The sequence below is a fragment of the Buttiauxella agrestis ATCC 33320 genome, assembly GCF_000735355.1.
Taxonomy (GTDB): domain Bacteria; phylum Pseudomonadota; class Gammaproteobacteria; order Enterobacterales; family Enterobacteriaceae; genus Buttiauxella; species Buttiauxella agrestis.
In genome coordinates this window covers 67423-91634 of the sequence record NZ_JMPI01000020.1, presented here as the reverse complement: position 1 = coordinate 91634, position 24212 = coordinate 67423, and the positions used below count along the sequence as shown (strand labels likewise).

The window sequence follows — 24212 nt, the reverse complement described above, 5'->3', positions numbered from 1 at the left end:
ACAAACGGATACGACCATGACCAGCAACTGGGTAAACCACGCTATTAGCGAAATTAACGCCGATTACCAACGCTCCGCCGATACACATTTGATTCGCCTTGCGCTGCCTGGTTTCCCCGGTATTCAGCTGTACCTGAAAGATGAAAGCACACACCCGACCGGCAGCCTGAAACATCGCCTGGCGCGCTCGCTGTTTTTGTACGGTTTGTGTAACGGCTGGATTAAAGAAGGCACCACGATTATTGAAGCGTCTTCCGGTTCAACTGCTGTGTCCGAGGCCTATTTTGCCCGTCTGCTAGGTCTGCCGTTTATCGCAGTCATGCCAGCCTGCACCGCAAAACGCAAAGTGGAACAAATCGAGTTTTATGGTGGTCGTTGCCATTTCGTGGAGAGCGCGTGTGAAATCTACGCCGCATCTGAAATGCTGGAGCGCGAACTGAACGGCCATTATATGGACCAGTTTACTTACGCTGAACGTGCCACCGACTGGCGCGGCAATAATAACATTGCCGACAGTATTTTCCGCCAGATGGAACATGAACCGCATCCGGTCCCGGAATACGTGGTGATGAGCGCGGGAACAGGCGGCACATCGGCCACTATCGGTCGCTATTTACGTTACCAGGGTTATCCAACAAAACTGACCGTTGTGGACCCACAAAATTCAGTGTTTATGGATTACTGGCAGAACCGGGATTGTAGCTTACGCAGCGCCGTGGGTAGCAAAATCGAAGGGATTGGTCGCCCGCGCTGCGAGCCTTCGTTTATTCCGGATGTGATTGACGACATGATGCGCGTGCCAGATGCCGCCAGTATTGCCACCATGCAATGGCTGGAAACTATTCTGGGTCGTAAAGTTGGCGCCTCCACCGGAACGAATATGTGGGGCGTACTGCAACTGGCTGCGCGTATGCGTGACGAAGGACGTACCGGTTCGATTGTGACGCTGCTTTGTGATAGCGGCGAACGTTATCTGGAAACCTATTACAACGCGGAATGGGTGAAGGCGAATATCGGGGATGTCGCGCCGTGGCGTGCTGAAATTCTGGATTTGATTAAGTAAAAAATTGGCCGGGCTAAATGCCCGGCCTGCTGCAAGGTCTCTTCATTCGGGGGAATAAGTGAGATTTGGTGTATCCAGCCAATGCGTCAAATAATGAGAAACTGCCTGCTTGTTACAGTGACCAATAACAGGTAAATGCGGTAAATCTGCTTTCAGTTGCGCCATCGCGTTGCCCATGATCAAACCATGACCCACGCTTGAGAGCATTTCGCGGTCGTTCATCGCATCGCCAAACGCCATACAATCTTTCATCGTCAGGCCAAGATGCTGACTTAATACATTCAGCGCCGAGCCTTTATTGCAGCCTGTCGGTAACACTTCCAGGCAATCTACTGCCGAGAAACAAAGAAACGCTTTATCGCCCAGTGCTTCATTCAACTGGATTTTCAAACGGCGCAGATCGTCGTGATCGCCGCAGAAACAGATCTTCGTCACCTGATGTGAAGGTAAACGCTTAAGATCCGTCAGGCGGTATTTGAAACCGCTGTAGACATGCGCTCGCAGTAATTCAGGGATCTCGTTTTGCGTCATCCACCCGGTATCGTTAAATACATGCATGCTCGCCTGGGTTTCCCAATGGCTGTGCAGGACAATTTCTGCCGCTTCCGGGGCAAGATCTTGCCTGTGCAACAACTCTCCTTCCGTCGAATGGATGCGCGTCCCGTTTCCGGTAATTAAAAATGCCTCGAGTGATAACGTGCCCAGAATATGGCGCATTTCCAGCACATGGCGACCGGTAGCAAACGCGAGAGTCATTTGGCGTTCTTCCCGCAGACGGTTCAGGGTGCGTAGCGTTTCATCACCCAAATGATGATTGGGCATTAACAACGTACCATCCATATCAAATGCAGCCAGACGAGCCATGTTTACTCCGATTTGTGACATCTAAAACACTGCTGGCAGTATCACCTGGCATATACGGAACTAATAGTGAATACTTTCTTAAAATTGTTCCGGGTTTATCTCATGCGCTTGTTAAATCGACTCAATCAGTTTCAACGTTTGTGGCAACCCTCGGCGGGAGAACCTCAACAAGTTACGGTGGCTGAACTGGCGGCGCGCTGTTTTTGCAGCGAGCGTCATGTGCGGACTTTGCTTAACCAGTTGCAGGACGCGGGCTGGCTGACGTGGCATGCACAGTCAGGGAGAGGAAAACGCGGCACGCTGAGTTTCCTGGTCACGCCTGAAAGCGTGCGCTCAGGCATGATGGAACAGGTTCTGCACAAGGGACAACATCAGAATGCGCTGGAGCTGGCACAAATTGCGCCTGAACAGTTACGCCAGCTGCTGCAACCGTTTCTCGGCGGGCAGTGGCAAAACGATACTCCAACGCTGCGTATTCCGTATTACCGGCCACTGGAACCCTTGCAGCCGGGGTTTCTGCCTGGCCGCGCCGAACAACATTTAGCCGGGCAAATCTTTGCCGGACTGACCCGATTCACCTCAAATAGCCCGGTTCCGCAGCCCGATCTCGCCCATCACTGGCAAGTATCGGAAGATGGTTTGAATTGGTATTTCTTCATACGCTCCACATTGCACTGGCACAATGGGGAGCCGGTGGAAACGACGCAATTACAGCAACGGTTGATGATGCTTTTGACACTTCCGGCAATGCGACGCCTGTTTGTCAGCGTAAGAAGCATCGAACTGACCCATACACAGTGCATCCGTTTTATTCTGCATACCCCTGATTACTGGCTGGCTCACCGACTGGCAAGTTATTGCAGCCGTCTGGCACATCCTGAAGATAACCAAATGGGATGCGGGCCATTTCGACTCAGCAGCTTTAAAGAAAATCTGGTGCGCATTGAAAGTTTCGAGTCCTACCATCTCTGCCATCCGCTGCTTAAAGCCGTGGAATACTGGATTACTCCACAGCTTTTCGATACTGAACTGGGCACCAGTTGCCGCCATCCGGTGCAAATCGCCATCGGGCAGCAAGATGAACTGGTACATCTAAGGCCCGTCAGCAACAGTATCAGCCTTGGGTTTTGCTATCTGGCGGTCAAACAAAACAGCAATTTGTCTCCGGAGCAGGCACGTTTCCTGATGCAGATAATTCACCAGCAGCAGTTGATCGCCAGCCTGCCGGTAGATGAATCGCTGATCACCCCAAGCGTTGAGATGATCCCCGGCTGGAAGATCCCCGAGTGGGACTCATGTAAAACCGTCCCCCTGCCACCGCGATTGACACTGCTGTATCATTTGCCGGTTGAGTTACATGTTATGGCGCAACAGTTGAAAACCCATCTGGCTGATTTAGGCTGCGAACTGAATCTGGTCTTTCACGACGCCAAAAACTGGACGGGTTGCGAAGCCCTGGTACAGGCCGATTTAATGATGGGCGACCGCTTGATTGGCGAAGCTCCGGTTTACACGCTGGAGCAGTGGTTACGCAGCGATGTTATCTGGCCTGCTATTCTCACGGAAACTCAGTACACCCATCTGCAAGCCACGCTTGATGCCGTACAAGTTCACCCTGAAGAGAGCGCCCGTCATGTCGGGTTGCAGGAAGTGTTCAGCGCGTTAATGCGCGATGCGATAGTGTCGCCGCTGTTTAATTACCGCTACCAAATCAGCGCGCCGCCAGGCGTTAACGGCATTGAGTTGAATGCCTGGGGCTGGTTCGATTTTACGCAAGCATGGTTGCCACCGCCGACAATGGTGTGAAGAAGCTGGGCAGCCAATACGTCCACGCGTTACCATATATTTTTAAGTGATTAACAGGATTACTCATGAAACGTGCAGTTGTCGTCTTTAGTGGTGGCCAGGATTCCACAACCTGCCTGATTCAGGCCTTACAGCAATATGATGAAGTCCATTGTGTGACGTTTGATTATGGCCAACGCCACCGCGCTGAGATTGACGTTGCCCGCGAATTAGCGCTGAAATTAGGCGCTCGTGCCCACAAAGTTCTGGATGTCACATTGCTGAACGAACTGGCTGTCAGCAGCCTGACGCGCGATAACATTCCTGTGCCTGATTACGACCCGCAAGAAAGCGGCATTCCCAGCACCTTCGTTCCAGGGCGCAATATTTTGTTCCTGACGCTGACCGCAATTTATGCGTATCAGGTTGAAGCCGAAGCGGTTATTACGGGCGTTTGTGAAACAGATTTCTCTGGCTACCCGGATTGTCGCGATGAGTTTGTGAAAGCGCTGAACCATGCTGTCAGCCTCGGTATGGCTCGTGATATCCGTTTTGAAACTCCACTGATGTGGCTTGATAAAGCAGAAACCTGGGCGCTGGCTGATTACTGGCAGCAACTGGAACTGGTGCGTAACGACACGCTGACCTGCTACAACGGGATTCAGGGCGACGGATGTGGTGAATGTGCGGCCTGTCACTTACGAGCTAACGGCCTGAACCACTATCTGGCGGATAAACCCGCGGTAATGGCGGCGATGAAAAAGAAAACCGGCCTCAAATAATTCAATGGGCGTGGTGTTTACCACGCCTTTACTGATCCCGCTATTCCATCATTTGCACGAGTTTCTCGCGCAATTCCCCTTCCAGCGGAACCGACTTCTGCGTTTTCAAATCAATGCAGACGAAAGTCAGCAGCGCATCTGCCACTATCTCACCTTCTGGTTCCAGCTTCACAACCTGACTCAATACGCCGCTTTTGCCGTTGAGTTGCTGCAAGCTACTTTCGATGCGTAGCAAATCACCCAATACCGCAGGGCGGCGATAGTTAATATTGATATTGACCACGATGAACGCGATGTTGTGTTCCGTCATCCACTGGAAACCAGCCGTATTTTCCAACCCTTCCCAACGAGCCTCTTCAAGGAACTCAAGGTAGCGGGCGTTGTTTACGTGCTGGTAAACATCCATGTGATAACCACGGACTTTGATATGTGTCTGCATAGCGCTAAAACCCTATCTCTAATTTTAATAGTCAGGTGAGGTAAACAGGCCATACGCAACTGGTATGACCTGTTTTTAGCATAGCAAACTTTCTACGCTACGCGAGCGTTCAGCACTAAGCGTTAAAGCTTAATGTGAGACAGATTGCGTTCTACCAACGCACTGCCAATCCCTGGCACCTCCTGAAGCTGTTCGAGCGCTTTGAATGGACCATATTCTTCGCGGTAGCTCACAATAGACTGCGCCTTTTTCAAGCCGACGCCGTTCATTGCCTGCGCCAGCGCTTCCGCACTGGCGGTGTTAATACTCACTACGCCATCGTCAGCATCGCCGGGTTTAGCAACCGTTACGGGAGTGGCTGGGGTTTTATCAGTGTGTTGTTGTGCTGTGTCGTTTTTAACGACAGCCGGTGCGGCTGCAGCCGGGGTACATGTGCTTGCGCCAATAAGTGCCACGGCAATACACATTGCTTTAAGTCCGGTTTTGAATCCTGTTTTCATGCTGTTTCTCCTTGTATGTTGACAGCGAGGCCACCTTACTCGGGGAAAAAAACAGGAACAATTGGCAATCTTCAAATGTGGAAAAGGCCGCGAAAGCGGCCTTTGATTGTTGCAGAGCGTTGCAGTTTACTGCGAGTAACCTCGAAGAGTATTACTGCTGTTCGATGCTGTCGCCCATCTTAATTTTCGCTTCTTTGCGCAGACTGGTCATCAACGCTTCGAAAGAGATTTGCGCATTGTTCTGGGTAATCCCCTGAACCATCGCTTTTTTCTGCTCAGCTGGCATATCACCGGCTTTCACTTCATCCACAGCCAGCAGAACGACGTTGCCCTGCATGTCGTTAGCCACGCCATAAGAAGGTTTGTCCTTGGCAGGTAACGGCAGTGAGAAGGCCGCCTGGCTGATAGGATCCTGGCCTGTACGCACGACAGTTTTTGCCGTACCGAAGCTCAAGCCCGCAGCTTTCATCGCTTCATCGCCTTTGCCCATTTTCAGAGCATTCAGCGTTTTGTCAGCATCCAGTTTCGCTTGTTGTTCCGCTTTCTGGAATTTAACCTTCGCGATAACCTGGTCACGAACTTCCGCTAACGGTTTAATGGCTTCGGCTTTATGTTCAGCGATACGAATAACGAACGCACGATCACCATCAACAGTGATGATGTCAGAGTTCATACCCGGAGTTCCGTTCGCACCCACCAGACCACCATTGAAAATGGCATCGGAAACAGGCTTGAAGTTCAGCTCTGCCGGTAAGTTATCGTGACCGAACCAGCCAGTCTCAACCGCTTTAACGCCAGCCACTTTTTCAGCACTTGCCAGAGATTCGTTATCGTTGCTTGCCGCGTCGCTCACTTTTTGTTGCAGCGCGTAATAAGCATCAACTGCTTTATCTTGCTTCACTTTCGCTGCAATCACGTCTTTAACTTCAGACAGCGGTTTGGTTTGCGCAGGCTGGATGTCATCAAGACGCACAACCAGGAAACCGACTGAAGATTTGATAACACCGGACAACTGGCCTTTGTCTTTCAGACCGGCATTTTTCAGCTCATCAGGAGTCGTACCTGACTCCAGCCAACCCATGTCACCGCCGTTACGGGCAGAGATGATGTCAGCAGATTTTTCTTTTGCCAGGGCCGCGAAATCACCGCCTTTATTCAGTTCATCCAGAACCGCTTTAGCTTCTGCTTCAGTTTTGGTCTGAATCACGCTGTAACGGTTACGTTGAGGTTGAGTGAACTCGTCCTGATGCTGGTCGTAGTAGGACTGAATATCTGTATCCGCCACTTCAACTTTCTGAGAAGCGGCATCAAGCATGATGTAGCTTACTTTGAACTGTTCAGGGGCGATGTATTGGTTTTTGTTTTGCTCGTAGCTGGTGTTGATTTCCTGCTCGGTCACTTCTTGCTTCGCTGCCAGAGCATTCACATCAATGGTCGCTTCACGAACAACACGTTGCTGTGATACCAGGGCTGCCAGCTCGTCAGTTTCACCTGCCAGCATGAAATCAGTACCGACAACGGCGTTGATCAACTGCTGCGTCGTTAGCTGGTTACGCAGCGCTTGTGCGTATTGGTCGGCAGTCATCCCCATGTTGTTGATGATTGCGGTATAACGGGCGTTATCAAATTTACCGTTATTCTGGAAAGCGGGCTCTTTGAAGATAGCGAGTTTGATTTGTTCGTCGCTAATGCCAAGACCAAGATGTTTGGCGTATTGATCCATTAACGCTTCATCAATCAGGCGTGACAGCACTTGCTGGCGCATCTGCTTGATGTAGCCTTCATTGCCAGCCAGTACAGAGAATTGTTCGCCAAGTTGCTGCTGTTGGCGATTACGTTCGCTGGCAACGGCATTTTCAAACTGACCACGGCTGATTTCCTGGCCATTCACTTTTGCGGCGTAGTTGGCACTTCCGCCAATCAGGTATCCACTCACGCCAGTCAAAATGAATGACACGATAATGATCCCGAAAATTATCTTGATTACGAGGCTGTTGGCCGCCGTACGTAAATTGTCCATCATGGTGTAACAACACTCCACTGTAGTGTGAATGGTAAACCCAGCGCAGTCGCTAAATGGGCATCCCTGAATACGCGTACTGCTGTGCCGCTGCGTGCAAGCGGGTATTGTGACAAGAAAACAGGTTCAAATCATCAAACATGCGCAAAATTAACAGCCATGCATAAAAAAAGGCACATCTAACGATGCGCCCTGACCTAACTTTACTAGATTAACCTTGCCCTGAAGCGGACGATAAATCAGTTAACCGCTTCTTTCAGCGCTTTACCAGCACGGAACCCTGGGACTTTTGCAGCAGCGATAGTGATTTCTTTACCGGTCTGAGGGTTACGGCCTGTACGGGCAGCACGCTCTTTAACAGCAAAGGTACCAAAGCCAACCAATGCCACGTCTTCCCCAGATTGCAGAGATTCGGTAACAGAAGCAATCACAGCGTCTAATGCACGTCCAGCCGCGGCTTTAGAAATATCAGCACCTGCGGCAATTTTGTCTATCAGTTGAGATTTATTCACTCTTCTCTTCCTCTCTTTATAATTTATATCGCACCAGTATCCTTCAAAGTGCGACCGCGCAGCAGTTATATCAGGCCTGTCATGCCCTTACAACACCCGTTGTTAATGGCACGCATCACCAGCAGTCTAAAGTAGCGATACAAAAAAAAGCTGGCAAGTGACAATTCACCAGCCAGCTCTGATTTTATGCACTGAATATGCGTCAGGTCACTATTTTGCGGTGACGACCTGCATTCCGTAAGGCTCATTCTGCAAGGCAAGAGCCAAAACTTCCTCGATTCGCTTCACCGGATGGATATCCAGGTCGGCGAGAACGTTGTCAGGAATCTCTTCCAGATCACGTTTATTTTCATCCGGAATCAGAACAGTTTTAATGCCGCCACGGTGTGCCGCCAGCAGTTTTTCTTTCAAACCGCCGATTGGCAGAACCTGACCACGCAGTGTGATTTCGCCGGTCATCGCCACATCTGCACGAACAGGATTACCTGTCAGGCAAGATACCAGCGCGGTACACATCGCAATACCCGCGCTTGGGCCATCTTTCGGCGTCGCACCTTCCGGTACGTGAACGTGGATGTCGCGTTTTTCATAGAAATCAGCATTGATGCCTAATTTCTCTGCACGCGCGCGCACCACGGTCAGTGCAGCCTGGATAGACTCCTGCATAACTTCACCCAAAGAACCGGTGTAAGTCAGCTTGCCTTTGCCCGGCACACAGGCGGTTTCGATAGTCAGCAAATCACCGCCAACTTCGGTCCACGCAAGGCCTGTTACCTGACCTACGCGGTTTTCGCTGTCTGCACGACCATAGTCAAAGCGCTGCACGCCAAGGAAATCTTTCAGGTTATCGCCGTCGATTTCGATGTGTTTGAGCGTTTTATCCAGCAGCAACTGTTTAACCGCTTTACGACACAGTTTGGAAATTTCACGTTCCAGACTACGCACACCTGCTTCACGCGTGTAGTAACGAATGATGCCGGTAATAGCGCTATCGTGAACGGTAATTTCGCCTTTTTTCAGCGCGTTGCGTTCAATTTGCTTGGTCAGCAGGTGTTGTTTAGCAATATTCAGTTTTTCATCTTCGGTGTAACCGGACAGACGAATCACTTCCATACGATCCAGCAATGGCGCCGGAATATTCATGGAGTTGGACGTTGCTACAAACATCACATCGCTGAGATCGTAATCCACTTCCAGATAATGGTCGTTGAACGCCACGTTCTGTTCCGGATCAAGCACTTCAAGCAGAGCAGATGCCGGATCGCCACGCATATCAGAAGACATTTTGTCGATTTCATCCAACAGGAATAATGGGTTTTTAACGCCCACTTTCGCCATTTTCTGAATCAGTTTTCCCGGCATGGAACCGATGTAAGTACGACGGTGCCCACGAATTTCAGCTTCGTCACGTACGCCACCCAAAGCCATGCGCACATATTTACGTCCTGTCGCACGTGCGATGGACTGACCCAGTGAGGTTTTACCTACACCTGGAGGCCCTACCAGGCACAAGATTGGCCCTTTGAGCTTGTTAACGCGGCTCTGGACTGCGAGGTATTCCAGGATACGATCTTTCACGCGCTCAAGGCCGTAGTGATCGGTATCGAGGACTTCCTGCGCCTGACGCAGATCTTTTTTCACTTTACTGCGCGCATTCCATGGAACCTGCACCATCCAATCAATGTAACCACGAACCACGGTAGCTTCCGCAGACATTGGCGACATCATTTTCAGTTTTTGCAGTTCCGCTTCGGTTTTTTCACGCGCTTCTTTCGGCATTTTAGCCGCGTCGATTTTGCGTTTTAGCGCTTCGTTTTCATCTGGCGTGTCGTCCATTTCGCCGAGTTCTTTCTGAATGGCTTTCATTTGCTCGTTCAGATAGTACTCACGCTGGCTCTTTTCCATCTGCTTTTTAACGCGGTTGCGAATGCGCTTCTCAACCTGCAGCAGATCGATTTCCGACTCCATCATGGCCATCAGATATTCAAGACGTTCGTTAATATCGGACATCTCAAGAACGGACTGTTTATCAGTCAGTTTCAATGGCATATGGGCCGCAATGGTGTCAGCCAGACGAGCAGGATCATCAATGCTATTCAGCGATGTCAGCACTTCTGGCGGGATTTTTTTGTTCAGCTTGATGTAGCCTTCAAACTGACCAATTGCGGTGCGCACCAGCACTTCCTGTTCGCGCTCTTCGATAGCTGGCGAATTCAGGTACTCAGCCTGCGCTGAGAAATGGTCACCGTTGTCAGAAAGCGTGGTGATACGCGCACGCTGTAAACCTTCAACCAGCACTTTTACCGTGCCGTCTGGCAGTTTCAGCATTTGCAAAATGGATGCGACGGTTCCCACTGAGAACAGGTCATTAACACCTGGCTCATCTGTCGAGGCTTCTTTCTGCGCCACCAGCATGATTTTTTTATCATGATCCATGGCCGCTTCCAGGCAACGAATGGATTTTTCTCGCCCGACAAACAGTGGAATTACCATGTGCGGATAAACCACCACATCGCGCAATGGCAATACGGGGATTTCAATGCGTTCAGAACGCTCAGGATTCATAGAGCTCTCTCTTAGTTAAGGTCCGCCTGGTGATGGGGCAATGCCTCCGCTTTTATGGCATCACCAACAAGTAAGTCAGTATATTGGGATGTTTCCCGCACATTCAATGGCAGGAATGAAGGAAAAGCAAAAGGGGGATATAAATCCCCCTTTTTATACTAACTGACTGGTTATTTTGGCGAATTATTCACCGGATGCTTGTTGCGCTTCTGGCTTACCATAAATTAATAATGGTTTGCTTTGACCGTCGATGACGGACTCGTCAATCACCACTTTCTCGACGTCTTCCATGGAAGGAAGGTCGTACATGGTATCGAGCAGTGCACCTTCAACGATGGAGCGCAGACCACGAGCACCGGTTTTACGTGCCATTGCTTTCTTGGCAATCGCATCCAGCGCTTCGTCGCGGAATTCCAGATCCACACCTTCCAGATTGAACAACGCCTGATATTGCTTAGTCAGGGCGTTTTTCGGTTCTTTCAGGATTTGGATCAGTGCTTCTTCGCTCAGTTCAGTCAGCGTTGCAACCACTGGCAGACGGCCGATAAACTCAGGGATCAGACCAAATTTGATCAGATCTTCCGGCTCAACCTGGCCCAGTAACTGCCCTTCAGTCGCCTTCTGAGACTTACCTTTTACGGTCGCACCAAAGCCGATACCAGAACCGGTTTCGACACGGTTAGCGATAACTTTGTCGAGGCCTGCGAATGCACCACCACAGATAAACAGAATCTTGGAGGTATCAACCTGCAAGAATTCTTGCTGTGGATGTTTACGTCCACCCTGCGGTGGAACCGCTGCAACGGTACCTTCGATAAGTTTCAGCAACGCCTGCTGCACACCTTCACCAGACACATCACGAGTGATGGACGGGTTATCAGATTTGCGGGAGATTTTGTCGATCTCATCGATATACACGATACCGCGCTGTGCTTTTTGCACATCGTAATCACATTTTTGCAGCAGTTTCTGGATGATGTTTTCAACGTCTTCACCCACGTAACCCGCTTCGGTTAACGTTGTGGCATCTGCCATGGTGAATGGAACATCCAGCAAACGCGCCAGGGTTTCAGCCAGCAGGGTTTTCCCGCTACCCGTCGGCCCGATGAGCAGAATATTACTTTTGCCCAGTTCGATACCGTTGGTGCTGTCGCCGTTACGCAGACGTTTGTAATGGTTATAAACCGCAACCGCCAGGACTTTTTTAGCCTGTTCCTGACCGATGACGTAATCATCGAGATGGTGACGGATTTCATGCGGAGTCGGCAGCGCACTACGCTCGCGGTGCGGTGCGACCTCTTTAATCTCTTCGCGAATAATGTCGTTACATAAGTCGACACACTCATCGCAGATATACACTGACGGCCCGGCAATCAGTTTACGCACTTCATGCTGGCTTTTGCCGCAAAAAGAGCAGTAAAGCAGTTTGCCTGAACCGTCTTTGCGCTTATCTGTCATCGGTAAAACCTCTTTTCTGTTTCTTTGCACCGTACGAGACGGTGCAAGTGCCATTCTACGGCGCAGCCAATCGTAAGCGCACTATGAGCCACTACAGTAACTATAGTATACGGCTCACTGTTATCGGGCATTAGCTACGGTGAGTCAGGATTGAGTCAACTAAGCCGTACTCTACCGCCTCACTTGCTGCGAGGAAACGGTCACGCTCTGTGTCTCTCTCTATTTCTTCAAGAGATTTGCCCGTGTGTTGCGCCATAAGTTCGTTCATACGCGCTTTGACTTTCAGGATTTCACGCGCATGGATTTCGATATCCGTTGCCTGCCCCTGATAGCCACCCAGCGGCTGGTGAATCATGACTCGTGAGTTCGGCAAGCAGAAACGCTTACCTTTAGCACCAGCGGTCAGCAGGAAAGCCCCCATAGAACAGGCCTGTCCCATACAGATAGTGCTGACATCCGGCTTAATAAATTGCATCGTATCGTAGATAGACATCCCAGCGGTAATGACGCCACCTGGTGAGTTGATATAGAGATAGATGTCTTTTTCTGGGTTTTCTGCTTCCAGGAACAGCATCTGCGCTACGATAAGGTTAGCCATATGGTCTTCGACCTGGCCTGTCATAAAGATGACACGTTCCTTGAGCAAGCGGGAATAGATATCGTATGAACGCTCGCCACGCGATGTCTGTTCAACAACCATCGGCACCAGGGCCATATGGGGTGCAAATTGATCTCTTTCGCCACTGTATGACATTTCCGTCTCCTGGAATAATTGAGCCTTCGATACTTGCTGCACTGATTCTACTTGAGACGATAAAAGAAGACTACGCTCCTTAAAAGAAGACTAAGCTCCTTGCGTCTCCAACCTTAAATGGACGGATTATCAGTCAGGGGTTCTGTTTTCTAGCCATACCCGTATTTATGGGGATGAGCTTACCCTGTTTCAAGCATAACAACCTTTTCTTGTTACGCTAACCCTGAAACTGCGTTTTATTGATGTGTTTTCAGGGAGTCACTGATAAAAAAAGCCCGCCACCATTGGGTGACGGGCTTGATGCAGCAATATTTTGGCGATGATGCCAAAAATTATGCTTACGCTTGTTGGTTCATCAGTTCGCTAAAGGTAGTGGCTTTTTCAGACACTTTCGCTTTAGACAGTACTGCTTCAACAGCTTGTTCTTCCAGAGCAACATTACGCATGTTGTCCATCAGTTCTTTGTTTTTGCCGTAGAACTCGATAACTTCAGTCGGATCTTCGTAGGCAGAAGCCATTTCTTCGATCAGACCTTTAACGCGTTCTTCGTCAGCTTTCAGCTCGTGGGTACGAATCACTTCGCCCAACAGCAGGCCAACAACTACGCGACGTTTAGCTTGTTCTTCGAACAGTTCACGTGGCAGTTCCAGCGCTTGTTTCTCGTTGCCACCAAAACGCTGAGCAGCCTGGCGACGCAGAACGTCGATTTCGCTGTCGATCAGTGCAGCTGGAACGTCGATGTTGTTCGCGTTAACCAGACCGTCGATTGCTTGAGACTTGATGCGGTTACGCACTGCGCCTTTCAGCTCACGATCCATGTTTTTACGAACTTCGGTACGCAGACCCGCAACTGAACCATCTTCAACGCCAAAACGTTTGATGAATTCTTCAGTAAATTCTGGCAGTTCACGCTCTTCAACTTTCTTCAGAACGATCTCGAACTTAGCCGCTTTACCTTTCAGGTTTTCAGCGTGGTAGTCTTCCGGGAAGGTCACTTCGATAGTGAACTCTTCGCCAGCTTTGTGACCAACCAGGCCTTCTTCGAAACCAGGGATCATACGACCCTGGCCCATTGCCAGTACGAAGTCAGACGCTTTGCCGCCTTCGAATACTTCGCCGTCTACAGAACCGGTGAAGTCGATGGTAACGCGGTCTTCTGCAGTTACAGCAGCGTCAGAATCTTTCCAGGTCGCCTGCTGCTTACGCAGGGTGTCCAGCATTGCATCAACGTCTTCGTCAGTCACTTCAACAACCGGTTTTTCAACTTCGATTGCTTCCAGACCTTGCAGCTCAACTTCTGGGTACACTTCAAACTCAACCGCGTAGGTGAAGTCTTCGCCCAGTTTGTATTCGCCTGGAACGTAGTTTGGTGCGCCAGCTGGATTAATTTTTTCTTTGATGATCGCGTCAACGAAGTTGCGGCTCATCAGTTCGCCCAACACGTCCTGGCGAACAGAAGCGCCATAGCGTTGTGCGATAACAGTCATCGGCACTTTTCCTTTACGGAAACCGTCGATACGGGCTTTCTTTGCCACGTTGACCAGCTCGCTTTTTACAGCGGTTTCGATGCTGTCTGCAGCGATAGTAATCGTGAGACGGCGGCCAAGGCCCTGAGTGGTTTCAACTGAAACTTGCATCTTGTTACCTCAAAAAATCACAGTGCTCGGTCAACTCTGGAAGTGCTCATTTGCGCTCCACAGAACCGGGATGCCTTCTGAATCAGAATCACATTCCCTGTCGTCAGAATCGTCCCGAAGACATTCCGAAAAATAAGACGCAGCATTATAGCGGCATCACCAAGGTGAGTCGAGAACGGCAACACAGTGTTGCTGCGGCCCTTTTCACAGTTCTTTTGGATTTATTGTCCTGCCCCTGGAAAAACAAGGGTTATTTCAGACAAAACAAAACGGCCCGCAGGCCGTTTTGTAAAACACGATTCATATACCGCAACATAAAGGAAAAGTTCCCTTAGTTGCAAGCCTGAAGGTTAACTTCAGGCGATTGAACCTGCTCCACGACAAGGTGGGGAGGCGAGAATAGTGTCATGCAATCCTTCCCATTCCTTAATGGTATAGGTGTGCAGGGCCAGCGCATGCACTGTGGACGAGAGTTCCGCACTTAAAGTGCCATAAATCATACGATGACGATTTAAAAAACGCTCACCCACAAAACGATCGCTGACCAGAACCACTTTAAAATGACTCTCTGAACCCGCCGGGACATTGTGACGATAGCTTTCATCCGCGACTTCCAGGATCACGGGTTCAAACGCTGCCCTTAATTTTGATTCTATTTGCTCGCGCATCATCATGAACTTTCTCCTCGACTACGTAGAGATGCCACTCATCCCTTTAAATGTTAGCCGCTTTTAGCCGTTTTATTAACGGAATTCCAACAATTATTTAGCTTTCGTCCTATTTTCTGAGCCAAGCCCCTGTAGCTTAATGTGATTACGGCACTAATTGGGGGCAAAGTGGTCAGATAGCTTTGCAACCGCTCAGAAAAAGCGCAACGCGATGAAATTACGTGCGTTAGCTACTTCCACTGGGCAACCGCAGTGTTATGATGGCGTGATTTTTTATCTGCCTGCCCCTTGAGTACATTGAGATAGCGAACATGTTAAAAAAATTATTATTCCCGTTGGTCGCCGTATTTATGCTGGCCAGCTGCGCAACACCACCAACGACCATTGATGTTTCTCCGACGATCAGCTTGCCACAGCAAGACCCAAGCCTGATGGGCGTAACTGTAAGCATCAACGGTGCTGATCAACGTAAAGACCAGGCGCTGGCGAAAGTCACCCGTGATAACCAACTGGTTACGCTGACTCCATCTCGTGACCTGCGCTTCTTGCTGCAAGAAGTGCTGGAAAAACAGATGACTGCACGTGGTTACATGGTTGGGCCAAACAGCCCGGTTGATCTGCAAATCATCGTAAACCAGTTATTTGCTGACGTGTCTCAGGGCAGCGTGCGCTACAACATCGCCACTAAAGCTGACATCGTGATCATTGCGACAGCAAAAAATGGCAACAAGATGACCAAAAACTACCGTTCTAGCTATAACGTAGAAGGGGCGTTCCAGGCTACCAACAAGAATATCGCCAACGCGGTGAACTCCGTATTGACTGATACCATTGCTGATATGGCTCAGGACACCAGCGTTCACGACTTTATTAAGCAGAACGCTCGTTAATCAATACCCCACCAGCCCGTGTCATGCGGGCTGGCTGTAGAGCAAAGTATGCCCAACCATTATCTGCGTCTCTTCCAGCAACCTAAATCAGCCATTCTTCTGATTTTAGGCTTTGCGTCCGGCCTCCCTCTCGCCCTCACCTCCGGCACGCTACAAGCATGGATGACGGTGGAAAACATCGATCTTAAAACCATTGGTTTCTTCTCGCTCGTCGGGCAAGCCTATGTGTTTAAGTTTCTGTGGTCGCCGATTATGGACAGATATACGCCGCCGCTGCTGGGGCGTCGTCGTGGTTGGCTGCTGATTACCCAAGTCTTGTTATTGATTGCTATTGCGGGCATGGGCTTCCTTGAACCCGGCTCGCAGTTGCGTTGGATGGCGGCGCTAGCGGTCATCATTGCTTTCTGCTCGGCTTCACAAGATATTGTCTTTGACGCCTGGAAAACCGATATTCTTCCGGCAGAAGAACGCGGCACGGGCGCAGCAATCAGTGTGTTGGGTTATCGCCTGGCGATGCTGGTTTCTGGTGGTTTGGCGCTCTGGCTTGCGGATAGATACCTCGGCTGGCAAGGCATGTATTGGCTGATGGCGGCATTAATGTTGCCTTGTATCATTGCCACTTTGTTTGCGCCTGAACCGACTGATGCGATCCCCGTTCCAAAAAGCCTTGAACAAGCCGTTGTCGCCCCTTTGCGTGATTTCTTTGGGCGCAATAATGCCTGGCTTATCCTGCTGCTGATTGTGTTGTACAAACTCGGCGATGCGTTTGCCATGAGTTTAACGACCACGTTTTTGATTCGCGGTGTGGGTTTTGATGCCGGTGAAGTCGGCGTCGTGAATAAAACGCTGGGGCTGATTGCCACCATTATTGGCGCATTGTACGGCGGCATTTTGATGCAACGCCTGTCGCTGTTCCGCGCGTTGCTGATCTTTGGCATTTTGCAGGCGGTGTCCAATGCGGGTTACTGGATCCTCTCGGTGACCGACAAAAATATGATCAGCATGGCGAGCGCTGTCTTCTTTGAAAATCTCTGCGGCGGGATGGGTACGGCAGCATTTGTCGCCCTTCTGATGACACTGTGTAATAAATCTTTTTCCGCGACCCAATTCGCTTTGTTATCGGCTCTTTCGGCTGTAGGTCGTGTTTATGTCGGGCCAATAGCCGGTTGGTTTGTTGAAGCCCAGGGTTGGCCTACGTTTTACTTATTTTCCGTGGTCGCCGCGGTACCCGGCATCTTGCTGCTTTTAGTTTGCAAAACGACGCTGGAATATACGCAAAATAACGATAGCTTCATTCCACGCAGTGAATTTTCATCGGCCTATCGCATTGCGCTTCGCGCATTAATGCTGGGCTGCGCACTTCTCGCGGTGTGGTTGGTTGTGTTGATTACCAATGCCATCGGCCTCACAAACTGGGCCTTCAACATTCAGTTCCTCGAATGGGGGGCATTATTTGCAATTGGGGGGATTTTGTTTGGTGGGCTGCTTGATTATCTGGCTTTGCGAAAAACGGCGTTGGTCTAAAACCGCCAGATAAATATTAATAATAAGTTTCGACGCGTGACTATATTGTTCAATTAATACGCAGACAATAAGTTGAGTGAATTATTTCCCGAAAGCAAGACTCTTTTTTTACATAATTAGCAGAGAAATTATTTTCACCCTGCCTTTAACCGATTCAGCTTTTGGTTAATTAAATTTGTAGATCAATTCGTTTGTCAATTGATGCTAACTTGTTAAATTTATGTTTAACAAAATGATTGGTTATACCAATTAACCTGTACTATTTATGGCAACATAGGTTTTCGTTATAACCTTGCCGGGCCGCGGCCTATCTCGAGATTTTACAGTTTGTTGCATTCTATGTGACATTGTTGGCAGAACCCAGTAACACCACACTGACACTATGCCATTCATGTTTACAGTAATGTAACCTTCCCGTAAAATGCCTCCACACTTTAAACGACAATTAGAGCTCCCCGGAATTGAGGTCGTTAAATGAGACTCAGGAAATACAATAAAAGTTTGGGATGGTTGGCATTAATTACAGGCACTTTTTTACTGAGTGGCTGTGATTCTGCACTTCTGGACCCCAAAGGACAAATTGGACTGGAACAACGTTCATTGATACTGACAGCGATCGGTCTGATGTTGATAGTCGTTATACCCGCTATCGCAATGGCTATCGGTTTTGCCTGGAAATATCGTGCATCAAACAAAAACGCCAAATACAGCCCCAACTGGTCGCACTCGAACAAAGTTGAAGCTGTGGTCTGGACGATTCCTATCCTTATCGTCATCTTCCTCGCGGTACTAACCTGGAAAACCACGCACGCTCTTGAACCAAGCAAACCGCTTGTTCACGATGCGAAGCCGGTGACCATCGAAGTTATCGCTATGGACTGGAAATGGTTCTTCATCTACCCAGAGCAAGGTATTGCTACGGTCAATGAAATTGCCTTCCCGGCCAACACCCCGGTGGAATTCAAAATCACCTCTAACTCGGTGATGAACTCCTTCTTTATTCCGCGCCTGGGCAGCCAAATCTACGCAATGGCAGGTATGCAAACTAAATTGCACCTGATTGCAGACGAATCAGGCACCTACGACGGTATTTCGTCTAACTACAGCGGTAAAGGTTTCTCTGGGATGAAGTTCAAGGCAATCGCCACCCCAGATATGGACACCTTTAACCAGTGGGTAGCTAAAGCCAAACAGTCTCCGGAAGTCATGAACGATATGGCAACTTACGAGAAACTGGCACAGCCTAGCGAATACAACAAAGTCGAATACTTCTCCGCTGTTAAGCCAGATTTGTTTAAAGACGTTATTAACAAATTCATGGGGCACGGGAAGAGCATGGACATGACCCAACCTGAAGGCGAGCATGCAGCGCACGAAGGAATGGAAGGCATGGACATGAGTCACGCGGAAACCTCTCACTAAGGGGCCGAGGAATAATACGATGTTCGGAAAACTTACACTGGATGCAATCCCATACCATGAACCCATTGTCATGGTTACGGTGGCAGCAATTATCGTCGGGGGACTGGCGCTAGTTGCAGCTATCACTTACTTCGGTAAGTGGGAATATTTATGGAAAGAGTGGTTCACCTCGGTTGACCACAAACGCCTCGGCATAATGTACGTGATTGTCGCAATCGTCATGCTTCTGCGTGGCTTTGCTGACGCCATCATGATGCGTAGCCAGCAGGTTCTGGCTTCCGCCGGAGAAGCAGGTTTCTTGCCACCTCATCACTACGACCAGATCTTTACTGCCCACGGCGTAATCATGATCTTCTTCGTGGCGATGCCATTTGTTATCGGCCTGATGAACATCGTCGTGCCGCTGCAGATTGGTGCGCGTGACGTTGCCTTCCCATTCCTGAACAACCTGAGCTTCTGGTTCACTGTTGTAGGCGTGGTGTTGGTTAACCTGTCTCTTGGGGTGGGTGAATTCGCACAGACCGGTTGGGTGGCTTATCCGCCGCTATCGGGCATAGAGTACAGTCCCGGGGTCGGCGTCGACTACTGGATATGGGCACTCCAGCTCTCGGGTATCGGTACGACATTAACGGGTATTAACTTCTTCGTGACTATCCTGAATATGCGTACGCCTGGCATGACTATGTTCAAAATGCCGGTGTTTACCTGGGCTTCGCTGTGTACCAACGTACTGATTATCGCGGCATTCCCAATCTTTACCGTGACCGTCGCACTGTTAACCCTTGACCGCTACCTTGGCACCCATTTCTTTACCAATGATATGGGTGGCAACATGATGATGTATATCAACCTCATCTGGGCATGGGGCCACCCGGAAGTTTATATCCTGGTACTGCCTGTGTTTGGTGTGTTCTCCGAAGTGGTTGCGACATTCTCGAAAAAACGCCTGTTCGGTTACACCTCTCTGGTGTGGGCGACCATCGCGATTACGGTACTGTCGTTCATCGTTTGGCTGCACCACTTCTTCACCATGGGCAGCGGCGCGAACGTCAACGCCTTCTTCGGTATCGCCACAATGATCATCGCCATCCCAACAGGGGTGAAGATCTTCAACTGGCTGTTCACCATGTATCAGGGTCGTATCGAGTTCAACTCCGCGATGCTGTGGACCATTGGCTTCATCGTCACCTTCTCTATTGGTGGCATGACCGGTGTTCTGTTAGCGGTTCCGGGTGCTGACTTCGTACTGCACAACAGCCTGTTCCTGATTGCTCACTTCCATAACGTGATTATCGGTGGTGTGGTATTCGGTTGCTTCGCTGGCCTGACTTACTGGTGGCCAAAAGCCTTCGGCTTCACCCTGAACGAAACCTGGGGTAAACGTGCCTTCTGGTTCTGGATCATCGGCTTCTTCGTCGCATTTATGCCGCTGTACGTGTTGGGCTTCATGGGTATGACCCGTCGCCTGAGTCAACAGATTGATCCACAGTTCCACACTCTGCTGGTTGTTGCAGCTTGTGGTGCGGGCCTGATTGCTCTGGGTATTCTGTCTCAGCTGATTCAGTTCTACGTCTCTATTCGTGACCGTGAGCAGAACCGTGACCTGACAGGTGACCCGTGGGGTGGCCGTACGCTGGAGTGGTCAACTTCTTCCCCTCCTCCGTTCTACAACTTTGCTCACTTGCCGCACGTTCATGAACGTGATGCATTCTGGGAAATGAAAGAGAAAGGCGAAGCGTACAAGCAGCCAACGCACTATGAAGAAATTCATATGCCACGTAACAGCGGTGCGGGCATCGTGATTGCCGCGTTCGCTACCGTGTTTGGTTTCGCGATGATCTGGCACATCTGGTGGATGGCGATTGCAGCGTTTGCAGGCATCATCATCACCTGGATTGCGAAAAGCTTCGACGAAGATGTGGATTACTACGTTCCGGTTGCGGAAGTCGAAAAACTGGAAAACCAGCACTTCGATGAAATTACCAAAGCAGGGCTGAAAAATGTCAACTGAAACTCTCACTCACGCTAACGCCCACGCTGCGGAGCATGGGCATCACGATGCAGGAACCAACAAAGTCTTTGGTTTCTGGATCTACCTGATGAGCGACTGCATTCTGTTCTGTTGCTTGTTTGCTACCTATGCCGTTCTGGTGAACGGCACTGCCGGCGGTCCGACAGGGAAAGACATTTTCGAACTGCCATTTGTGCTGGTTGAAACTGCCCTGCTGTTATTCAGCTCCATCACCTACGGCATGGCGATTATCGCCATGAACAAAGGCAACAAGAGCCAGGTTATTTCCTGGCTTGCGATGACCTTCCTGTTCGGTGCGGGCTTCGTCGCGATGGAAATCTATGAATTCCATCATCTGATTGTGGAAGGTTTCGGGCCGGATCGTAGCGGCTTCCTGTCAGGCTTCTTTGCCCTGGTCGGTACGCACGGTCTGCACGTAACTTCTGGCCTGGTCTGGATGGCGTTGATGATGTTCCATGTCTATCGCCGCGGCTTGACCAGTGCTAACCGCACTCGCCTGATGTGCCTGAGCCTGTTCTGGCACTTCCTGGACGTAGTATGGATCTGCGTATTCTCGGTTGTTTATCTGATGGGGGCGATGTAATGAGCCATTCAAATGAACACGCTGGCGCCCACCACGGTAGCGTTAAAACCTACATGACAGGTTTTATCCTGTCGATCATCCTGACGGCAATTCCGTTCTGGATGGTCATGACAGGTACTGCCTCCCACGCCGTGATTCTTGGCGTGGTGCTGGGTAGTGCGGTAGTACAGATTTTGGTTCACCTGGTGTGCTTCCTGCACATGAACACCTCTTCTGAGGAACGTTGGAACCTGGTAGCCTTTGCCTTTACTGCGCTAATAATTGCCATTCTGGTGGTCGGCTCTATCTGGATTATGTGGAACCTCAACCAGAACATGATGGTTCACTAAGAGCAGCCTATATGATGAAGCGGTACCTACAAGTCACTAAACCAGGAATTATTTTCGGCAATTTAATTTCTGTCATTGGCGGATTTTTACTGGCCTCAAAGGGCAGTATTGATTACACCCTGTTTATCTCCACCCTGGTTGGGGTGTCGTTGGTCGTGGCATCGGGTTGTGTTTATAACAACTTTATTGACCGCGACATCGACCGCAAAATGGAGAGAACCAAGAACAGGGTTCTGGTCAAAGGCCTGATTGCGCCGAAAACCTCGCTGGTATACGCCACCTTGTTGGGTATTGCTGGCTTCATGCTGCTGTGGTTTGGTGCTAACCCGCTGGCCATGTGGTTAGGCGTGATGGGCTTTGTGGTTTATGTCGGCGTTTATAGCCTGTACATGAAGCGCCACTCCGTCTACGGCACGCTGATCGGTAGCCTGTCCGGTGCCGCACCGCCGGTTATTGGTTACTGCGCTGTCACCAATGAATTTGATGCCGGTGCTTTGATCCTGCTGGCTATCTTTAGCCTGTGGCAGATGCCGCATTCCTATGCGATTGCCATCTTCCGCTTTAAAGATTACCAGGCCGCTAACATTCCAGTGTTGCCGGTGGTTAAAGGGATTTCGGTCGCAAAAAACCACATTACGGTTTATATCATCGCCTTTGCCGTCGCAACGTTGATGCTGTCACTGGGCGGTTATGCCGGATGGAAATATCTGGTTGTAGCCGCCGCAGTAAGCGTCTGGTGGTTAGGCATGGCATTGCGTGGGTATAAAGTCGAAGACGATAAAGTCTGGGCGCGCAAACTGTTCGTCTTTTCAATCGTTGCCATCACTTCACTCAGCGTAATGATGTCAGTCGACTTTATGGTGCCAGATTCACAAAATCTGATGACTTACGTCTGGTAAGTCGTGAACCTCTTAAAAGGGCGCATTTGCGCCCTTTTTTATTTGTGTTAACAATCTATCCATTTACCCTCCTTTTCCCACGCACTACACTAAGGCCGGCTTTTTATCAGAGGTGGTAATGAACGATTATAAAATGACGCCCGTCGAGTTACGTGCGACGTGGGGTTTAGGCACGGTATTTTCACTACGCATGCTCGGCATGTTTATGGTGCTCCCGGTTCTTACCACTTATGGCATGGCACTCCAGGGCGCGAGCGAAGCGCTGATTGGTATCGCCATCGGTATTTATGGCCTCGCACAGGCTATCTTCCAGATTCCTTTTGGTCTACTTTCCGACCGAATTGGGCGCAAGCCGCTGATTATCGGCGGACTCTTAATTTTCGTGCTGGGCAGCGTTATTGCCGCACTTTCTGATTCCATCTGGGGCGTGATCCTCGGCCGCGCATTGCAAGGCTCCGGCGCGATTGCCGCTGCGGTTATGGCCCTACTTTCAGACTTAACCCGCGAACAGAATCGCACCAAAGCCATGGCGTTTATCGGCGTCAGCTTTGGCGTCACTTTCGCCATTGCCATGGTGCTCGGCCCAATAATCACTCATAACCTGGGCTTAAATGCGCTGTTCTGGATGATTGCGATTCTGGCGACCTGCGGCATTTTAATCACCCTTTGGGTGGTGCCGAATTCTAAAAGCCACGTGCTAAACCGTGAGTCCGGCATGGTGAAAGGCTGCTTTAGCAAAGTGCTGGCAGAACCGAAATTACTCAAGCTGAACTTCGGCATCATGTGCCTGCACATCATGTTGATGTCGACGTTTGTCGCCCTACCCGGTCAACTCGAACAAGCCGGTTTCCCGGCCTCCGAGCACTGGAAAATCTATTTGTGCACGATGCTCATTGCTTTCGCATCGGTCGTTCCCTTTATCATTTATGCGGAAGTAAAACGCCGCATGAAACGCGTTTTTGTTGGCTGCGTTGCGCTACTGCTGATTGCTGAGATTGTGCTGTGGGGTTCCGGCCCGCATTTCTGGGAACTGGTGTTAGGCGTGCAGTTGTTCTTCCTCGCCTTTAACCTGATGGAAGCCATCTTACCGTCACTTATCAGCAAAGAATCGCCAGCCGGTTATAAAGGCACAGCGATGGGAATTTACTCCACCAGCCAGTTCCTGGGTGTGGCGATTGGCGGTTCATTTGGCGGCTGGATTGACGGATTATTTGATTCGCAAACCGTTTTCCTCGCGGGCGCATTGCTGGCAATGATTTGGTTGCTGGTAAGCAGCACGATGACTGAGCCACCGTATGTCGCAAGCTTGCGTATTGAATTACCAGAAGATGTGGCCAATGACGAAACGCTGAAGCAGCGTTTGCTGGCACAACCAGGCGTTAGTGATGTGAATATTATTGCGCAGGAACGCAGTGCTTACGTGAAGATAGACAGCAAACTGACAAACAGGTTTGAGATTGAGCAGTTGGTAAAAGGGTAAAAACAC

Annotated in this window: 21 protein-coding genes; 11 read left to right on the top strand and 10 right to left on the bottom strand. The window is 50.0% G+C overall.

Annotation, left to right across the window (positions count from 1 at the left end):
* Positions 1-16 precede the first annotated feature (16 nt).
* Positions 17-1063, top strand: coding sequence for a PLP-dependent cysteine synthase family protein (locus tag GBAG_RS04115; protein ID WP_034493722.1), 1047 nt, complete (start codon positions 17-19; stop codon positions 1061-1063).
* A gap of 42 nt (positions 1064-1105) precedes the next feature.
* Here GBAG_RS04115 and cof read toward each other — a convergent pair whose 3' ends face one another.
* Positions 1106-1927: an HMP-PP phosphatase gene (gene cof, locus GBAG_RS04110; protein WP_034493832.1), complete on the bottom strand. Its 822-nt coding sequence runs from the start codon at positions 1925-1927 to the stop codon at positions 1106-1108.
* Positions 1928-2029: 102 nt separating this feature from the next.
* Between cof and GBAG_RS04105 the strand changes: the two genes are divergently transcribed.
* A complete protein-coding gene (locus tag GBAG_RS04105) occupies positions 2030-3733 on the top strand; it encodes an SgrR family transcriptional regulator (protein ID WP_034493721.1) in 1704 nt (567 codons plus the stop codon).
* Positions 3734-3798: 65 nt separating this feature from the next.
* Entirely contained in the window at positions 3799-4494 is a 696-nt protein-coding gene (queC, locus tag GBAG_RS04100) for a 7-cyano-7-deazaguanine synthase QueC (RefSeq protein ID WP_034493720.1), read from the top strand.
* 40 nt (positions 4495-4534) lie between these two features.
* Here queC and GBAG_RS04095 read toward each other — a convergent pair whose 3' ends face one another.
* The 9 genes from GBAG_RS04095 to bolA form a co-directional block, all read right to left on the bottom strand.
* Positions 4535-4933 (bottom strand): YbgC/FadM family acyl-CoA thioesterase, encoded by a 399-nt coding sequence (locus GBAG_RS04095; RefSeq protein WP_034493719.1) that lies wholly within the window; start codon positions 4931-4933, stop codon positions 4535-4537.
* Positions 4934-5055: 122 nt separating this feature from the next.
* Positions 5056-5433, bottom strand: coding sequence for a helix-hairpin-helix domain-containing protein (locus GBAG_RS04090; RefSeq protein WP_034493718.1), 378 nt, complete (start codon positions 5431-5433; stop codon positions 5056-5058).
* A gap of 151 nt (positions 5434-5584) precedes the next feature.
* Positions 5585-7456 carry a peptidylprolyl isomerase gene (gene ppiD / locus GBAG_RS04085; protein WP_034493717.1) on the bottom strand — a complete coding sequence of 624 codons (1872 nt, stop codon included), beginning with the start codon at positions 7454-7456 and terminating at the stop codon, positions 5585-5587.
* A 236-nt stretch (positions 7457-7692) separates the two neighbouring features.
* Complete coding sequence (hupB, locus tag GBAG_RS04080) at positions 7693-7965, bottom strand: nucleoid-associated protein HU-beta (RefSeq protein WP_034493716.1); 273 nt, start codon at positions 7963-7965, stop codon at positions 7693-7695.
* A 210-nt stretch (positions 7966-8175) separates the two neighbouring features.
* Positions 8176-10530, bottom strand: a complete 2355-nt coding sequence (lon, locus tag GBAG_RS04075; protein ID WP_034493715.1) for an endopeptidase La — start codon at positions 10528-10530, stop codon at positions 8176-8178.
* A 183-nt stretch (positions 10531-10713) separates the two neighbouring features.
* Positions 10714-11988 (bottom strand): ATP-dependent protease ATP-binding subunit ClpX, encoded by a 1275-nt coding sequence (gene clpX, locus GBAG_RS04070; RefSeq protein WP_034457994.1) that lies wholly within the window; start codon positions 11986-11988, stop codon positions 10714-10716.
* Between the two features lie 130 nt (positions 11989-12118).
* Entirely contained in the window at positions 12119-12742 is a 624-nt protein-coding gene (gene clpP / locus GBAG_RS04065) for an ATP-dependent Clp endopeptidase proteolytic subunit ClpP (protein WP_034457992.1), read from the bottom strand.
* A 338-nt stretch (positions 12743-13080) separates the two neighbouring features.
* Positions 13081-14379, bottom strand: a complete 1299-nt coding sequence (tig, locus tag GBAG_RS04060) for a trigger factor (RefSeq protein WP_034493714.1) — start codon at positions 14377-14379, stop codon at positions 13081-13083.
* 356 nt (positions 14380-14735) lie between these two features.
* Positions 14736-15053 (bottom strand): transcriptional regulator BolA, encoded by a 318-nt coding sequence (bolA, locus tag GBAG_RS04055; RefSeq protein WP_034457988.1) that lies wholly within the window; start codon positions 15051-15053, stop codon positions 14736-14738.
* Positions 15054-15358: 305 nt separating this feature from the next.
* Here bolA and GBAG_RS04050 point away from each other — a divergent pair, with 305 nt between their 5' ends.
* The 8 genes from GBAG_RS04050 (at position 15359) to GBAG_RS04015 (ending at position 24206) form a co-directional block, all read left to right on the top strand.
* On the top strand, positions 15359-15937 hold the full coding sequence (locus GBAG_RS04050) for a lipoprotein (protein ID WP_034457986.1): 579 nt from the start codon (positions 15359-15361) through the stop codon (positions 15935-15937).
* A 48-nt stretch (positions 15938-15985) separates the two neighbouring features.
* On the top strand, positions 15986-17461 hold the full coding sequence (ampG, locus tag GBAG_RS04045; protein ID WP_034493713.1) for a muropeptide MFS transporter AmpG: 1476 nt from the start codon (positions 15986-15988) through the stop codon (positions 17459-17461).
* Between the two features lie 474 nt (positions 17462-17935).
* Positions 17936-18883, top strand: coding sequence for a cytochrome o ubiquinol oxidase subunit II (cyoA, locus tag GBAG_RS04040; protein ID WP_034493712.1), 948 nt, complete (start codon positions 17936-17938; stop codon positions 18881-18883).
* Positions 18884-18902: 19 nt separating this feature from the next.
* A complete protein-coding gene (gene cyoB, locus GBAG_RS04035; protein WP_034493711.1) occupies positions 18903-20894 on the top strand; it encodes a cytochrome o ubiquinol oxidase subunit I in 1992 nt (663 codons plus the stop codon).
* A complete protein-coding gene (locus GBAG_RS04030; RefSeq protein WP_034493710.1) occupies positions 20884-21498 on the top strand; it encodes a cytochrome o ubiquinol oxidase subunit III in 615 nt (204 codons plus the stop codon). The genes cyoB and GBAG_RS04030 overlap by 11 nt, the downstream gene beginning before the upstream one ends.
* Positions 21498-21827, top strand: a complete 330-nt coding sequence (locus tag GBAG_RS04025; RefSeq protein WP_034493709.1) for a cytochrome o ubiquinol oxidase subunit IV — start codon at positions 21498-21500, stop codon at positions 21825-21827. Before GBAG_RS04030 ends, GBAG_RS04025 begins: the two co-directional genes overlap by 1 nt.
* 11 nt (positions 21828-21838) lie before the next feature.
* Entirely contained in the window at positions 21839-22726 is an 888-nt protein-coding gene (gene cyoE, locus GBAG_RS04020) for a heme o synthase (protein WP_034493708.1), read from the top strand.
* Positions 22727-22844: 118 nt separating this feature from the next.
* Complete coding sequence (locus tag GBAG_RS04015) at positions 22845-24206, top strand: MFS transporter (RefSeq protein WP_034493707.1); 1362 nt, start codon at positions 22845-22847, stop codon at positions 24204-24206.
* Positions 24207-24212: the final 6 nt, after the last annotated feature.

What these genes read in the sequence shown, in the direction of transcription:
- cof (WP_034493832.1), bottom strand. Translation starts at nt 1,927, where the DNA reads ATGGCTCGTCTGGCTGCATTTGATATGGATGGTACGTTGTTAATGCCC.
- cyoA (WP_034493712.1), top strand. Translation starts at nt 17,936, where the DNA reads ATGAGACTCAGGAAATACAATAAAAGTTTGGGATGGTTGGCATTAATT.
- ppiD (WP_034493717.1), bottom strand. Translation starts at nt 7,456, where the DNA reads ATGATGGACAATTTACGTACGGCGGCCAACAGCCTCGTAATCAAGATA.
- queC (WP_034493720.1), top strand. Translation starts at nt 3,799, where the DNA reads ATGAAACGTGCAGTTGTCGTCTTTAGTGGTGGCCAGGATTCCACAACC.
- lon (WP_034493715.1), bottom strand. Translation starts at nt 10,530, where the DNA reads ATGAATCCTGAGCGTTCTGAACGCATTGAAATCCCCGTATTGCCATTG.
- clpX (WP_034457994.1), bottom strand. Translation starts at nt 11,988, where the DNA reads ATGACAGATAAGCGCAAAGACGGTTCAGGCAAACTGCTTTACTGCTCT.
- GBAG_RS04095 (WP_034493719.1), bottom strand. Translation starts at nt 4,933, where the DNA reads ATGCAGACACATATCAAAGTCCGTGGTTATCACATGGATGTTTACCAG.
- GBAG_RS04115 (WP_034493722.1), top strand. Translation starts at nt 17, where the DNA reads ATGACCAGCAACTGGGTAAACCACGCTATTAGCGAAATTAACGCCGAT.
- cyoB (WP_034493711.1), top strand. Translation starts at nt 18,903, where the DNA reads ATGTTCGGAAAACTTACACTGGATGCAATCCCATACCATGAACCCATT.
- bolA (WP_034457988.1), bottom strand. Translation starts at nt 15,053, where the DNA reads ATGATGATGCGCGAGCAAATAGAATCAAAATTAAGGGCAGCGTTTGAA.
- ampG (WP_034493713.1), top strand. Translation starts at nt 15,986, where the DNA reads ATGCCCAACCATTATCTGCGTCTCTTCCAGCAACCTAAATCAGCCATT.
- clpP (WP_034457992.1), bottom strand. Translation starts at nt 12,742, where the DNA reads ATGTCATACAGTGGCGAAAGAGATCAATTTGCACCCCATATGGCCCTG.
- GBAG_RS04025 (WP_034493709.1), top strand. Translation starts at nt 21,498, where the DNA reads ATGAGCCATTCAAATGAACACGCTGGCGCCCACCACGGTAGCGTTAAA.
- GBAG_RS04105 (WP_034493721.1), top strand. Translation starts at nt 2,030, where the DNA reads ATGCGCTTGTTAAATCGACTCAATCAGTTTCAACGTTTGTGGCAACCC.
- GBAG_RS04030 (WP_034493710.1), top strand. Translation starts at nt 20,884, where the DNA reads ATGTCAACTGAAACTCTCACTCACGCTAACGCCCACGCTGCGGAGCAT.
- GBAG_RS04090 (WP_034493718.1), bottom strand. Translation starts at nt 5,433, where the DNA reads ATGAAAACAGGATTCAAAACCGGACTTAAAGCAATGTGTATTGCCGTG.
- GBAG_RS04015 (WP_034493707.1), top strand. Translation starts at nt 22,845, where the DNA reads ATGAACGATTATAAAATGACGCCCGTCGAGTTACGTGCGACGTGGGGT.
- tig (WP_034493714.1), bottom strand. Translation starts at nt 14,379, where the DNA reads ATGCAAGTTTCAGTTGAAACCACTCAGGGCCTTGGCCGCCGTCTCACG.
- GBAG_RS04050 (WP_034457986.1), top strand. Translation starts at nt 15,359, where the DNA reads ATGTTAAAAAAATTATTATTCCCGTTGGTCGCCGTATTTATGCTGGCC.
- cyoE (WP_034493708.1), top strand. Translation starts at nt 21,839, where the DNA reads ATGATGAAGCGGTACCTACAAGTCACTAAACCAGGAATTATTTTCGGC.